Below are 12476 nucleotides of genomic sequence, written 5' to 3'. Positions count from 1 at the left end.
CCACAAACAGGCATCTCCCATGAGGAAACCGCCCGGCCGAATTCTCGGCCGGGCGGTTTCTTCGTGCTGCCTGTCCATCAAACTGCCGGCAGGGTCGAAGGGCTACAGGCCGCTGCGGCTGGTGTTCCAGTCCCGGGGACCCTCCGTACCCGCAGCATAGGTTTGCATAGGGACCTTGTTTCCACGCCAGGCGGCGAGCACGGGATCCACGATCCGCCAGCATTCCTCGGCAATGTCCCCGCGGACGGAGAGCAGTTCGTTTCCCTCCAGGACGGCCTCCAGGACTTCTCCGTACGCGGTCAGCCGGGAGGCATGCAGCTCGGCGGTCAGGGAGCTGCGTTCGAGCTTGAAGATGTCCGCAGGGCCGTTGACGTTCATTTCCAGTTCCAGGAAGGCCGGATTGAAGGAGATCCTCAGCCGGGAGGGGAGCGCTGTATCTCCGGTGAAGCCTTCGGGCAGGTGGTTGACCGGCCGGAAGGTGACGACAGCTTCCTTGCGACGCCGGGCTTGGGCCTTGCCCGAGCGCAGGATAAACGGGACACCTGCCCAGCGTTCGTTGTTGATGGCGATTTCGATCTCAGCGAGGGTCTCTGTGCCCCGGTGGGGATCTACCCCCGGGGACTCGGTATAGCCGGTGATCTCCTTGCCCTCAATGACGCCGGCGGTGTACCGGGCACGCCGCGTGCTGGCCAGAAAGTCCTCCGGCACCGAGGAGGCCCGGAGAACTGCCGCAACCAGATCGCGCAGATCCCTTTCACCCAGGCTGGCCGGCGGGCCAATCGCCATGAAGGCCATCGTGTGCAGCAGATGGCTTTGGATCATGTCTTCCAGGGCCCCGGAGCTGTCGTAGTACTTTGCCCGGCCTTCCAGGGCAAGCTGCTCATCAAACAGGATTTCCATCTTTTCGATGTGCAGGGAATTCCACACGGGTTCCAAGAGCCGGTTCGAAAACCGCATGCCTACGAGGTTCATGACGGTCGTCATGCCCAGGAAATGGTCCACGCGGAAGATGTCCTTTTCCGGCACCAGGTCCGCCAGGAGCCGGTTGAGCTCACGTGCCGATGACTGGTCCGTTCCAAAGGGTTTTTCCAGGACCAGCAGCGTATTCGGGGGAAGGTCGTCGCGGTTGAGCCCCTGCACAGCCGTAAGGGTCAGGGCCGGGGGGAGCCCAAAGTACACGGCCAGGGGTGCATCGAGTGTTTGCAGCGAGGCTCCCAGGTCGTCCGGCCGGGACAAATCCATTTGAAGGTACCTGCTGCGCTGGACCGCGGCTGAAAGTTCGCGCTGCGCGTCCGGATCGGCGTCGTTGTTCTCCGAGCTGAAAGCCTCCCTCACCCGGTCCTGCCACTGCTCCTGGCTCCAGCTGCGGGACCCGGATCCGACAACCACCAGCCCGGGCGCCCGCCCCCGGGCGATCAGCCTGGCCAGCCCCGGCAAAAGCAGGCGGCGGGACAGATCACCGGTGGCGCCTAGGATCAGCAGGGTATGGACGCGCGTCTCGCGGACGCCTTCATCAGCCATTTCTCCAGCGTGCCACCGGGGGGCGCTTCGGTGTAAGGGCATGCGGCGAATACCCACCCGCGCTTGGTACCCTTAACAGCTGGGCCTGGCAAACATGGCGAACTACCCGATGAAAGAAGTGCGCAGCGCGTGTTCAATTCACTGTCTGACCGGTTGACCTCCACGTTTAAGAACCTGCGGGGCAAGGGGCGTCTGAGCGAAGCGGACGTCGATGCCACAGTGCGGGAAATCCGCCGTGCCCTCCTCGACGCCGACGTCGCGGTACCCGTGGTCCGGGCCTTCACTGCTTCGGTCAAGGAGCGGGCCCTCGGCCTGGAAGTTTCGCAGGCCCTGAACCCGGGCCAGCAGGTCGTCAAGATCGTCAACGAGGAGCTCGTCGGCATCCTCGGCGGCCAGACCCGCCGCCTGTCCCTGGCCAAGAACCCGCCGACGGTGATCATGCTCGCCGGCCTCCAGGGCGCCGGTAAGACGACACTGGCGGGCAAGCTGTCCCGTTACCTCAAGGACCAGGGTCACAGCCCGCTGCTGGTTGCTGCCGATCTCCAGCGCCCCAACGCCGTCAAGCAGCTGCAAGTCAACGGTGAACGCGCCGGCGTGCCGGTCTACGCTCCGCATCCCGGCGTCAGCTCGGAATTCGAAGCCGCCACCGGCGATCCGGTGGCCGTCGCCCGCCAGGGTGTGGAGGAAGCGCGCACCAAGCTGCATGACATCGTCATCGTGGACACCGCAGGCCGCCTGGGCGTGGATGCGGAACTGATGCAGCAGGCCGCAGACATCCGCGCGGCGATCACGCCGGACGAAGTGCTCTTCGTTATCGATGCCATGATCGGCCAGGATGCCGTTGCCACGGCGCAGGCCTTCAACGAAGGCGTGAACTTCACCGGCGTTGTCCTCACAAAGCTCGACGGCGATGCCCGCGGCGGTGCCGCGCTCTCCGTTGCCTCCGTCACCGGCAAGCCCGTGATGTTCGCTTCCACCGGTGAAGGCCTGAAGGATTTCGAGGTCTTCCACCCGGATCGCATGGCCAGCCGCATCCTCGACATGGGCGACATCCTCACCCTTATTGAGCAGGCGGAGAAGACCTGGGACAAGGATGAAGCTGCCCGGATGGCGAAGAAGTTCGCCGACCAGGAAGACTTCACCCTGGATGACTTCCTCGCCCAGATGGTGCAGCTGCGCAACATGGGTTCCATGAAGAAGATGCTCATGATGATGCCCGGTGCTGCCGGAATGCGTGAGCAGCTGGAGAACTTCGACGAGCGTGAAATCGACCGCGTCGAGGCGATCGTCCGTTCCATGACGCCGCACGAACGGGTAGCTCCCAAGATCATCAACGGCTCCCGCCGTGCCCGCATCGCCCGCGGCTCCGGCGTCCACGTCTCGGAGGTCAACGGCCTCCTCGAGCGCTTCGCCCAGGCACAGAAGATGATGAAGAAGATGGCTGCAGGCGGCGGCATCCCGGGGATGCCCGGCGTTGCAGGCCCCGGAGGGTTCGGCGGCAGCCGCAAGAAGCAGCAGGCTGCCAAGGGCAAGAAGAAGGCCCGTTCCGGCAACCCGGCCAAGGCCGCCCAGGAACTGGCGGAGGCCGAGGCGCGCCGCGCCGGGGCACGCAAGTCGCTGCCCACCGGTTCGGCTTTCGGGCAGCAGGGCGGGGAATTTGATCCGTCGTCCCTGAACCTTCCCAAGGGCTTCGACAAGTTCCTCGGGAAATAGCCGGCTGACCTGAGAGCTGTCATTCCTCCGCCCAGCGGATAGGCTTCACCGCAATCGTGAAGTGATCCGTACGGGGAGGAAAGAACGTGGCAGCTTCGGGTTTGGCCCGCTTCTACGGCAGCGTCTTCCGCCGCCGGGTCGATGCTGCCGCCCTGGTGCGCGACAGCGTGGGGGCCGTTCTTGCCGTCCGCTCAGGCGACGGGCCCTGGGCATTGCCGGGCGCCGTCGTCAAAGCGGGTGAAGATCCCCGGACTGCCGCTGCACGTGCGTTGTCGCCGGTCCTCGGCGACCGGATTCCTGCCGGCCGGATGCTTGTGTTCGACTGTGCGGTCGATTCGGCCCAGGACGCCGGCGGCCTCGCATTCGTGTACGACGGCGGATCGGTACCGGCCGCCACCTCCGGCTTTCGGGCGGCCGGCGATACCGTACATGCCAGGTTCTTGTCCATTGACGCGTGCACGAGGCTGCTGGAGCCGGCAGAAGTAGCCCGGCTGGCGGCAGCCCTGACTGCCCTGGAAACGCAGTCCGTGGCGGAGCTGGTCGACGGACGCCTGATCCCGGGTGCCCTGCCTGCCAGGCCGGGGATACCGGCCATGATGCCGCAGCTTCCGGAAGTGTCCCACCTGCTGGGTTAGAACATGTCCCGAACCTGCCGAAGATAAGCTATCCGGATGGCTCAGCAGCGGATGGCCTTTCTCCCCGAGGTGCACCCCGCAGGTGTACCCGATGCGAAGGCAGCAGCACTCCGGCGGATGCAGGCCCCGCCGGGGGAAGCGCCCCTGGAGATCGTTCCCGGGGTCCCGACTCTCGTGCTGACAGGTGGATGGGAGCCGCTGTACGAGGAAGTTGCTGCCTTTCCCAAATCCACCGGAGCAGGGCACATCGGAGCCGGCGGCAACCACCGTCCGCAGGACAGCCCTGAAGGCCGGGAGGCGATCCAAGCCTTTCTAAGCGGTTTCCGGGGGAGTGCCGCAGCATGAACGGCGCTGTCCGTCCCGCGTCGCCCGGCGAACTGTCCCTGCTTCCCGCGATCGAGGCCGCATCTGACACCCTGCTGCAGGATGTCCCGGGGACGCAGCCGGGCGCTGTGGACCGCTTGCCTCCGCCGACGAGCGAGGAGGCGCTGCACACAGCGCTCCAGGTACTCGTGGCCGGGCGGCCGCCGCAGGGTTTCGCGCGGATCGAGGAGGTCGGAACGGACGCGCACCTCGAGCAGCTTTCTGTCGATCCGCGGCACGCAGGCAGGGGAGTGGGGCGCGCCCTGGTAGAGGCCGCACTCGCCTGGGCCCGGGAGCAGGGTTATCCCGGCATGACTCTGTGTACCTTTGCCGATGTTCCGTTCAACGCGCCCTTCTACCGCAGCTGCGGCTTCGTCGTTATTGATCCCGAGGGGGAGCTGGCACGGGTCCGGGAGAATGAACGCCGTCTTGGACTGGACTCGCTGGGAGCAAGGGTGGCCATGCGCAAATCCTTCGAACAGGGCTGACGATGACAAGGCGCCCGCTAGGAAATACGTGAAGCTTCAAGTAAGCTATTTACATGAACCTTCAACCAAACCCTGATCTCCTACCCGCCGACCTTGCCATGGGCACCGTGATGCTGAAGGTGGGCAATATGGAGAGAGTGTGGGGCTATTACCGTGAAGCGCTCGGGCTCGACGTCGTCGCAGAGGCTGACGGTGGCCTGTATTTGGGGCGCGGGACGGTGCCGCTGGTGCATCTGGCACCCGCGCAGGGCCTGCAGGTCGCATCGCGGGGAGAGGCAGGACTGTTCCATACGGCGATCCTGTTCGAGTCCCAGTCGGACCTTGCGGCGACAGTGGCGATGGCGGCACAGTTCGATCCTTCCGCCTACGTCGGCAGCGCGGACCACCTGGTCAGCGAAGCCTTCTATTTCACTGATCCCGAAGGCAACGGAATCGAACTCTACTGGGACCGTCCCCGTGAGGCGTGGGACTGGGATACGACGGCGGCAGGCAAGACCGTCCGCATGGCATCGCTGGCGCTTCCCCCGCAGCAGTATTTCCGGGAGCACCTCTCCGAAGAGGCCATGTCGCGGGTTGCCGCAGCAGCAGCCGGTGTGGGGCACGTGCATCTGCAGGTCGGCGACACCGCCACCGCGGCCGAGTTCTACGTGGGTACCCTGGGCTTTGAACGCACGGCGGATTTCCATGGCCAGGCACTGTTCGTTTCCGCTGGCGGCTATCACCACCACATGGCAATGAATGTGTGGAACAGCCAAGGCGCCGGTCCCAGGAAGGACACGCTTGGGCTTGGTGAGGTGCTCATCCGGGTTCCAGGGCAGGATGACGTCGGAGCGCTGGCTGACCGGCTGAAGGCCGCCGGAGTTTCCAGCCACCACACAGGCGCCGAACTGCGCTTCGAAGATCCCTGGCGCAACCGCATCAGGGTTGCCGCCGCCTGAGCGGAGGCGAAACCTCCCCGGCGGGGCGTGAGTCGCAAAAGATGGAGGCATCTGGCACAATGGTCAGGTACTTGATCTGCGCGGCCCCTCTCTCCGTGCACGCATCTTGTCCTTTTGAACCCCAACGTATGGCCCGCCCCACGGGAGCAGAAGTACGGGTTCGCCCCATTTCAGATCAGGAGTGACCACAAAAGTGGCCGTAAAGATTCGCCTCAAGCGCCTCGGTAAGAAGTTCTCAGCACACTACCGCGTTGTTGTCATGGATTCCCGTGCCAAGCGCGATGGCCGTGCCATCGAAGAAATCGGACTCTACCGTCCGACCGAGGAGCCGTCGTACATCGACATCAAGTCCGACCGTGCCCAGTACTGGCTCGGCGTCGGCGCCCAGCCGACCGAGCAGGTCGCAGCTCTGCTGAAGATCACCGGTGACTGGCAGAAGTTCAAGAACATCGAGGGCCAGGAAGGTACCCTGCGTACCAAGGCCCCGAAGGAGCCCTTCGTGGTTCCCGAGAAGAAGTCCGTGATTGTCCCCGAAGCAATCACCCCGAAGGCCAAGAAGGAAGAGGCAGAAGCCGCTTCCACCGAGGCTGAGGCTGAGTAGATTGCTGGCCGAAGCGCTGGAGCACCTCGTGCGCGGAATCGTTGACTCCCCTGAGGATGTCAAGGTTTCCGCAAAGAACAACCGCCGCGGGGAAACCCTCGAGGTCCGTGTTCATCAGGACGATCTTGGCCGGGTAATCGGCCGCCAGGGACGCACCGCCCGCGCATTGCGCACGGTGATTTCCGCCCTGGCCGGCAGCGACCAGGTCCGCGTCGACGTCGTCGACACTGACCGGCGCCGCTGACGCACCAGCAATTCAAGCAGTTCTTAGCATCCGGCCCCGCACCAGATAATGGTGTAGGGGCCGGATGTTTTTTTACGCCGCCGGCCCCCACCGGCAGTCCCTTTCGAACCTAGGAGAATCCATGCAGTTACAGGTGGCACGCATCGGCAAGCCCCACGGCATCCGCGGCGAGGTGACCGTGCAGGTGCTGACCGATGCCCCCGAAGACCGCTTTGTGCCCGGTGCAGTGCTCACCGTCGAGCCGGCGTCCAAGGGCCCGCTGACTGTGCTGAGCGCACGCTGGAACAAGGACATCCTCCTGCTCGGGTTCGAAGAAGTGGTGGATCGCAACGGCGCCGAGGAACTGCGCGGCGTGAAGCTTTTCATCGACACGGACGAAGCCGGCGCAGAAGAGGACGGCGAAGGCTGGTACGAACACGAACTGGTGGGCCTGAAGGCCAAGGTGGGCGGCGACGTCGTCGGCACCGTGACTGCGCTGCGTACCCTTACTGTCCAGGACCTGCTCATCGTGGAAGACACGCAGGGGCGGGAGGTCCTGGTCCCCTTCGTCGAGGCGATCGTTCCGGAGGTCAACACGGAGGACGGCTATGTGCTGCTGACTCCGCCGGCCGGACTCTTTGAGCTCAACATCCCGGAGGCAGACAAGGGCGGGGCAGGCAGCTAAGTGCGCATCGACGTCTTCTCCATTTTTCCGGAGTACCTCGCCGCACTGGACCTGTCCCTGATCGGCAAGGCACGCCAGGACGGGCTCCTTGACGTGCGTGTCCACGACCTGCGCGCCTTCACCACGGACCGGCACCGCACTGTGGATGACACTCCCTACGGCGGCGGAGCCGGCATGGTGATGAAGCCCGAACCCTGGTCCCAGGCGCTGGCCTCTTCCCTGGCGGACGCCGGTGCCGGGGACACCGCCGGTACCCGGCCGGTCCTGATCGTCCCGTCGCCTGCCGGAGAAGTCTTCACCCAGGCCACGGCCTATGAGCTTGCGGAGGCAGAGCACCTGGTCTTCGCCTGCGGGCGCTATGAGGGCATAGACGAGAGGGTGCTGGAATGGGCCGGGGAGAACTTCGACGTCCGCCCCATGAGCCTGGGCGACTACGTCCTGAACGGCGGGGAGGTGGCCGTGCTGGCCATGGTCGAGGCGATCGGCCGCCTGGTGCCCGGCGTCGTTGGCAATCCTGAATCCCTGGTCGAGGAATCCCACTCCGACGGCCTCCTGGAGTATCCGGTCTATACCAAGCCTTCAATCTGGCGTGAACGTGCGATTCCGGAGGTGCTGCTGAGCGGCAACCACGCGAAGATCGCCCGTTTCCGCCGGGACGAACAGCTCAGGCGCACGTCCGAGCGCCGGCCGGACCTGCTGGCCAAACTCGACCCGGCCAGCCTGGACAAGGCAGACAAGGCCACGCTGGCAGCCCTGGGCTGGACGGTTACGCCCGAGGCCGTCCTGCCCCGGCCCTGACCCGGATGCGGTTGGGAGCTGGAACCAAAGCTGTGGCACAATAGGTAGTTGTGTCATCTGGGTCCGCACCTGCCACAGGGGGAGCGAGACCAACAGGTAAGGCACACCGGCAACCGATTCCCGGACCGCCGGTTTTCATAGCTTCGGCAGTATCTGTGCGCTGAGTGCGCATCCTTGCTGCCGTGACCAAAGTGGATGACCTGTGGCGTTCACCAGGAGTGAGTAACAATGCACATCCTAGATTCTGTTGACGCAGCCTCGCTGCGTTCGGACATCCCCGAGTTCCGCGCCGGTGACACGGTCAAGGTTCACGTCAACATCGTTGAAGGCAAGAACACCCGTGTTCAGGTCTTCCAGGGCTTCGTCATGAAGCGCCAGGGCGACGGCCTCCGCGAGACCTTCACGGTCCGCAAGGTCAGCTTCGGTGTCGGCGTGGAGCGTACCTTCCCGGTGCACTCCCCGGTCATCGACAAGATCGAGGTCGTTAGCCGTGGTGACGTCCGCCGCGCCAAGCTGTACTACATGCGCGACCTGCGCGGCAAGGCTGCCAAGATCAAGGAAAAGCGCGACTTCCGTCCCGCCAAGTAATAACTTGCCTGATATATCCGCCGACGGGGCCCCGCCCCGAAAGCACGCGAAACGCCGGTCCCTGGGGGACTGGCGTTTCGTGTTCTGGGCCGCAGCAGCGGCCGTTGTGCTTGCCGGAGTCGTCCGCGCCTTCTTCTTTGACGTGTTCTACATTCCCTCCGGGTCCATGGAGCCGCTGCTTGAACCCGGGGACCGCATACTGGTCTCGAGGATGGAATACCGCAGCGGCGAGATCCAGCGGGGCGACGTCGTAGTCTTCGACGGACGCGGCTCCCTGGCACCCCTGCACAGCAGTGATCCCCTCCTGCAGCAGGGGCTGGCCAAAGCGGGCCAGTGGCTGGGCCTGACGGGCAGCGATTCCATCTACGTGAAGCGCGTCATCGGTCTTCCGGGTGACCGGGTTGCGTGCTGCTCGGACGGCGGAAGCCTGACCGTCAACGGCACGCCGGTCCAGGAGCCCTATCTGTTCCCCGGCGACGCTGCCAGCGAGCAGGCGTTCGACGTCGAGGTCCCGGCCGGGCGCCTGTGGCTGCTGGGGGACCACCGTTCCGAATCAGCTGATTCCAGGTCGCTGCTCGGCGCTCCCGGAGGTGGACTCATCCCGCAGGATCGTGTGATTGGGCGCGCCCAGCAAATCCTATGGCCGTTCGAAAGAAGCTCAGAGATTGAACGGCTAGAGTTGGAAGCCGTATGGAATTTAGCGGAATAAGAGGACAGCACATGGCGCAGGACTTCCCGGACGATCCCCGTGACGGGAACGCGGACCCCGGCGAACCGCGCCGCAATGCCGCCCACGCCTCAGGCAAGGACGGCAAGAGCCGCGGTTTCGGTGCCTGGCTGCGTGAAGTACTCACCATTGTTGTCATCGCGCTCCTGCTCTCCTTCCTGATCAAGACCTTCCTGTTCCGGGCATTCTTCATCCCCTCCGGTTCAATGGAACAGACCCTGGAAATCCATGACCGGATCTTCGTGAACCTCCTGGTACCGGAGCCGTTCGATCTCACCCGCGGCGACGTCGTCGTCTTCAAGGACACCCAGGGCTGGCTGCCGCCCACGGGCAACGGGGATGACGGGAACTTCATCGCCGATGCGCTCACGTTCGTGGGACTGCTGCCGGACGAATCCGAACAGCATCTGGTCAAGCGCATCATCGGGATGCCCGGTGACCATGTCACCTGCTGCACCGCCGACGGCAAAATCACCATCAACGGTGAGCCCATCGACGAACCCTACGTCTATGCGGGGGCTCTTCCCTCCGAGGCACCCTTCGACGTTGTCGTGCCGGAGGGCAAGGTCTGGGTCATGGGCGACCACCGCAACGCCTCGGCTGACTCCCGGGAACACCAGGACGGCGCAAATGAGGGCTTCGTCAACATCGAGGACATTGAAGGCAAAGCCGCTGTCATCGCCTGGCCGCTGGACCGTGCCGGCTTCATCGGCAGCTACCCCGAAGTCTTCAAAAACGTTCCCGCACCAGCCGGAGCCGAAACGGTTTCCCCGTGAGCACCGAACCCCAGCTAAGGCTCCGGATTCCGGCGGGCGCCTCTGCAGCGAAGCCCGCTGGGAGCATACGCACCGCGCGGCCCAAGGCGGCGGGGGCGAAGGGCCCCTCGCTGCGGTATGAACGCACTTTTACCGCGGTCGGGCACCGGGTCCTGGCTGGATGCGACGAAGTCGGACGGGGTGCCCTTGCCGGTCCCGTCAGTGTCGGGCTGGTGGCGGTAGAGCTCGAGTCCGTGCGCTCCCTTAAGGGGGTCCGAGACAGTAAGCTCCTTTCGCCGGCGGACCGCGAAGCACTGGTCCCGCTCATCAAGAAGTGGTGCCCGGCGTGGGGAGTCGGACACGCCAGCGCCGCGGAGATCGACCTGCTGGGGCTTATGGGAGCGCTGCGGCTGGCCGGTACGCGCGCGTGGGCCCAGGTCTGCGAGACCCTCACCCCCGACGTCGTGCTCCTGGACGGCAACCACAACTGGCTCTCCCCGGCGGCGCAGGCAAGCCTGTTCGACGTCGAGGAGGAGGATGAGGGCGGCTGCAAGGCTCCGGTCCATACCCGGATCAAGGCTGACATGACGTGCCTCAGTGTTGCCGCGGCCTCGGTGCTGGCCAAGGTCGAACGTGACGCCGTGATGGTCGAGTACGCCCGGCTGCACCCGGCCTACGGCTGGGAAATCAACAAGGGATACGCCACCGAAGCGCACCGTGCCGCTATCGATACGCTTGGGCCTTCTCCGCTGCACCGCCTGTCCTGGCGGCTGGGAACCGGCCGAACAGAGGAAGATGGGCCTGCTGCAGGCCCGGTTGGGGGATGATGGTGCCATGAGCGCAGAGGATCTTGAGAACTACGAGACAGACATGGAGCTGCAGCTCTACCGTGAATACCGCGATGTCGTGGGGCTGTTCAGCTACGTGGTGGAAACCGAACGGCGCTTCTACCTGGCGAACCATGTGGACCTCCAGGCGCGGTCAGCCGACGGAGAGATCTATTTTGACCTCACCCTGCAGGATGCCTGGGTCTGGGATGTCTACCGGTCAGCACGTTTCGTGAAGAGCGTCCGGGTGATCACGTTCAAGGACGTCAACGTCGAAGAGCTGACGCGCAACGACGACCTGACGCTGCCCAAGGCCGACGAACTGGGTTAGCTGGCGGCCGTATCCGGTCCCGGCGCAGCCGGGAGACGCGGCAGGAGGCTCAGCACATCGCTCCACAGGATCCGCGGTGTTCGCGGGGCACTGGACTCCAGCTCGGAAAACCAGCCGTCAATCATCTGGCCCCGATGTGCCAGCATGTGCGGCACACTGACGGGAAGCGGAAACCCGTTGCGCCAGACGGTTTTGTAGCTGCCGAGGTTACCGACGTTGGAGGACCAGTTCAGCCGTTCCCAGCCCAGGGTATCGAAAGCGTAGCCGACCGCCAGACGGACAGCCCGGCTCATGAGTCCCTGGCCCCGGAACTCGGGGGAGGTCACGAATCCCAGTCCGCCGGTCCCCGCCCCCTGCCAGCGCAGGTCGATGCTGCCGGCATAACGTCCCCCGTTCTCCAATGCCCAGGACACCGTGTCCTGCTGGGGTGTGCCCACCGCGCGGATGTAGTTCAGGGCCATGTCCCGGGTGTAGTCCAGCGGCACCGTGGTCCAGGCAATGGTCTGCGGGTCCACCGAGCGCGCCACGACGGCGTCGGCATCCGACTCCGTGTGCGGCCTCAGCAGGAGGGACTCATCCCGCAGCAGCGGTATTTCGAGGACCATTTCTCCAAGGTACCGCCGGGGTCGGGACCAGACATCATAAACTGCCCTCGTGGCCAACTCCCAGCCCAATCCCGGCGCACTCTCCGGCGTGCGCATCTACGCCCAGCTCAAGCCTGACGAAGCGGCCCTGGCCCGGCTGCTCCTGCTGCAGGCCGGCGCCCGGGAGGCCGCGCCGGAAACCCGCCTGGTCTCCCCGGACCGGCTGCACCTGACCCTCATCCATTTCGGGAAGGCCGACGAAGCGTACTCGCGTTTGTCAGCCGTTACGGGAACAGGACCAAAGGCGTACCGGGAAGCGCTGGGCGATTACCTCAAGGACACAACTGCCGCCCTGCCTGACACGGACTTCCAGCTCACACCAACCTATTTGTCCGCCTTCGGAAGCCACGGCTCGACCCTCGCGTTGGAGCTTCGCTCCACGCCGGCGCTGGAAGCGCTGCACGCAGAGCTCTACGCTGTGCTGCTCGAGTTCCTCTCCGCCTGCGGCATTGCCGATCCGGCAGGGTACGCCGCGGGGGATCCTGCCCTTTGTTTCGCTGCACGGCTGCGGCCGCACATCAGTCTCCTGCACGGCTTCCGCGGCTTTCACGGTTTCGCGGACGACGCTGCACCGCGGGTAGACCCCGCGCCCCTGCGGCTGCAGGTGACGCCGGTGCTCTACCGGGTCTGATCGAGCGG

General features: G+C 65.0%; 17 protein-coding genes. 15 read left to right on the top strand and 2 right to left on the bottom strand.

Annotated features, from left to right (window positions below):
* Window positions 1–102 precede the first annotated feature (102 nt).
* Entirely contained in the window at window positions 103–1521 is a 1419-nt protein-coding gene (locus tag LOC59_RS09205) for a glucose-6-phosphate dehydrogenase (RefSeq protein WP_227916566.1), read from the bottom strand.
* Window positions 1522–1650: 129 nt separating this feature from the next.
* Here LOC59_RS09205 and ffh point away from each other — a divergent pair, with 129 nt between their 5' ends.
* From ffh to LOC59_RS09135, 14 genes are all read left to right on the top strand, one after another.
* Window positions 1651–3234, top strand: coding sequence for a signal recognition particle protein (gene ffh, locus LOC59_RS09200; RefSeq protein WP_229971582.1), 1584 nt, complete (start codon window positions 1651–1653; stop codon window positions 3232–3234).
* 86 nt (window positions 3235–3320) lie between these two features.
* Window positions 3321–3869, top strand: coding sequence for an NUDIX domain-containing protein (locus LOC59_RS09195; protein WP_229971580.1), 549 nt, complete (start codon window positions 3321–3323; stop codon window positions 3867–3869).
* 36 nt (window positions 3870–3905) lie between these two features.
* On the top strand, window positions 3906–4214 hold the full coding sequence (locus LOC59_RS09190; RefSeq protein ID WP_442860579.1) for a hypothetical protein: 309 nt from the start codon (window positions 3906–3908) through the stop codon (window positions 4212–4214).
* Window positions 4211–4720: a GNAT family N-acetyltransferase gene (locus LOC59_RS09185; protein WP_229971579.1), complete on the top strand. Its 510-nt coding sequence runs from the start codon at window positions 4211–4213 to the stop codon at window positions 4718–4720. The genes LOC59_RS09190 and LOC59_RS09185 overlap by 4 nt, the downstream gene beginning before the upstream one ends.
* Window positions 4721–4773: 53 nt before the next feature.
* On the top strand, window positions 4774–5658 hold the full coding sequence (locus LOC59_RS09180; protein WP_229971577.1) for a VOC family protein: 885 nt from the start codon (window positions 4774–4776) through the stop codon (window positions 5656–5658).
* A 193-nt stretch (window positions 5659–5851) separates the two neighbouring features.
* Window positions 5852–6259 carry a 30S ribosomal protein S16 gene (rpsP, locus tag LOC59_RS09175; RefSeq protein ID WP_227895528.1) on the top strand — a complete coding sequence of 136 codons (408 nt, stop codon included), beginning with the start codon at window positions 5852–5854 and terminating at the stop codon, window positions 6257–6259.
* Between the two features lies 1 nt (window position 6260).
* Window positions 6261–6503 (top strand): RNA-binding protein, encoded by a 243-nt coding sequence (locus LOC59_RS09170; RefSeq protein WP_055240819.1) that lies wholly within the window; start codon window positions 6261–6263, stop codon window positions 6501–6503.
* Between the two features lie 121 nt (window positions 6504–6624).
* Window positions 6625–7167, top strand: coding sequence for a ribosome maturation factor RimM (gene rimM, locus LOC59_RS09165; RefSeq protein ID WP_227895529.1), 543 nt, complete (start codon window positions 6625–6627; stop codon window positions 7165–7167).
* A complete protein-coding gene (gene trmD, locus LOC59_RS09160) occupies window positions 7168–7965 on the top strand; it encodes a tRNA (guanosine(37)-N1)-methyltransferase TrmD (RefSeq protein ID WP_227916571.1) in 798 nt (265 codons plus the stop codon).
* A 228-nt stretch (window positions 7966–8193) separates the two neighbouring features.
* Window positions 8194–8553 carry a 50S ribosomal protein L19 gene (gene rplS, locus LOC59_RS09155; RefSeq protein WP_227895531.1) on the top strand — a complete coding sequence of 120 codons (360 nt, stop codon included), beginning with the start codon at window positions 8194–8196 and terminating at the stop codon, window positions 8551–8553.
* A gap of 13 nt (window positions 8554–8566) precedes the next feature.
* Entirely contained in the window at window positions 8567–9262 is a 696-nt protein-coding gene (gene lepB / locus LOC59_RS09150; protein WP_227916727.1) for a signal peptidase I, read from the top strand.
* An 11-nt stretch (window positions 9263–9273) separates the two neighbouring features.
* Window positions 9274–10056, top strand: coding sequence for a signal peptidase I (lepB, locus tag LOC59_RS09145; RefSeq protein WP_229971575.1), 783 nt, complete (start codon window positions 9274–9276; stop codon window positions 10054–10056).
* 65 nt (window positions 10057–10121) lie between these two features.
* Window positions 10122–10862, top strand: a complete 741-nt coding sequence (locus LOC59_RS09140) for a ribonuclease HII (RefSeq protein ID WP_229971661.1) — start codon at window positions 10122–10124, stop codon at window positions 10860–10862.
* Between the two features lie 7 nt (window positions 10863–10869).
* Complete coding sequence (locus tag LOC59_RS09135; RefSeq protein ID WP_154579903.1) at window positions 10870–11193, top strand: DUF2469 domain-containing protein; 324 nt, start codon at window positions 10870–10872, stop codon at window positions 11191–11193.
* Here the strand turns inward: LOC59_RS09135 and LOC59_RS09130 are convergent.
* A complete protein-coding gene (locus LOC59_RS09130) occupies window positions 11190–11798 on the bottom strand; it encodes a GNAT family N-acetyltransferase (protein WP_229971573.1) in 609 nt (202 codons plus the stop codon). The two genes, LOC59_RS09135 and LOC59_RS09130, sit on opposite strands and share 4 nt — an antisense overlap.
* Window positions 11799–11847: 49 nt before the next feature.
* Here LOC59_RS09130 and LOC59_RS09125 point away from each other — a divergent pair, with 49 nt between their 5' ends.
* Window positions 11848–12468, top strand: coding sequence for a 2'-5' RNA ligase family protein (locus LOC59_RS09125; protein WP_229971571.1), 621 nt, complete (start codon window positions 11848–11850; stop codon window positions 12466–12468).
* Window positions 12469–12476: the final 8 nt, after the last annotated feature.

Origin of the sequence: Arthrobacter sp. zg-Y916 (assembly GCF_020907385.1) — a bacterium.
Classification (GTDB): domain Bacteria; phylum Actinomycetota; class Actinomycetes; order Actinomycetales; family Micrococcaceae; genus Arthrobacter_B; species Arthrobacter_B caoxuetaonis.
This window is presented reverse-complemented; position numbering and strand designations above follow the sequence as displayed.

What these genes read in the sequence shown, in the direction of transcription:
- rimM (WP_227895529.1), top strand. Translation starts at nt 6,625, where the DNA reads ATGCAGTTACAGGTGGCACGCATCGGCAAGCCCCACGGCATCCGCGGC.
- LOC59_RS09135 (WP_154579903.1), top strand. Translation starts at nt 10,870, where the DNA reads ATGAGCGCAGAGGATCTTGAGAACTACGAGACAGACATGGAGCTGCAG.
- LOC59_RS09190 (WP_442860579.1), top strand. Translation starts at nt 3,906, where the DNA reads ATGGCTCAGCAGCGGATGGCCTTTCTCCCCGAGGTGCACCCCGCAGGT.
- LOC59_RS09205 (WP_227916566.1), bottom strand. Translation starts at nt 1,521, where the DNA reads ATGGCTGATGAAGGCGTCCGCGAGACGCGCGTCCATACCCTGCTGATC.
- lepB (WP_229971575.1), top strand. Translation starts at nt 9,274, where the DNA reads ATGGCGCAGGACTTCCCGGACGATCCCCGTGACGGGAACGCGGACCCC.
- LOC59_RS09185 (WP_229971579.1), top strand. Translation starts at nt 4,211, where the DNA reads ATGAACGGCGCTGTCCGTCCCGCGTCGCCCGGCGAACTGTCCCTGCTT.
- LOC59_RS09130 (WP_229971573.1), bottom strand. Translation starts at nt 11,798, where the DNA reads ATGGTCCTCGAAATACCGCTGCTGCGGGATGAGTCCCTCCTGCTGAGG.
- rplS (WP_227895531.1), top strand. Translation starts at nt 8,194, where the DNA reads ATGCACATCCTAGATTCTGTTGACGCAGCCTCGCTGCGTTCGGACATC.
- LOC59_RS09180 (WP_229971577.1), top strand. Translation starts at nt 4,774, where the DNA reads ATGAACCTTCAACCAAACCCTGATCTCCTACCCGCCGACCTTGCCATG.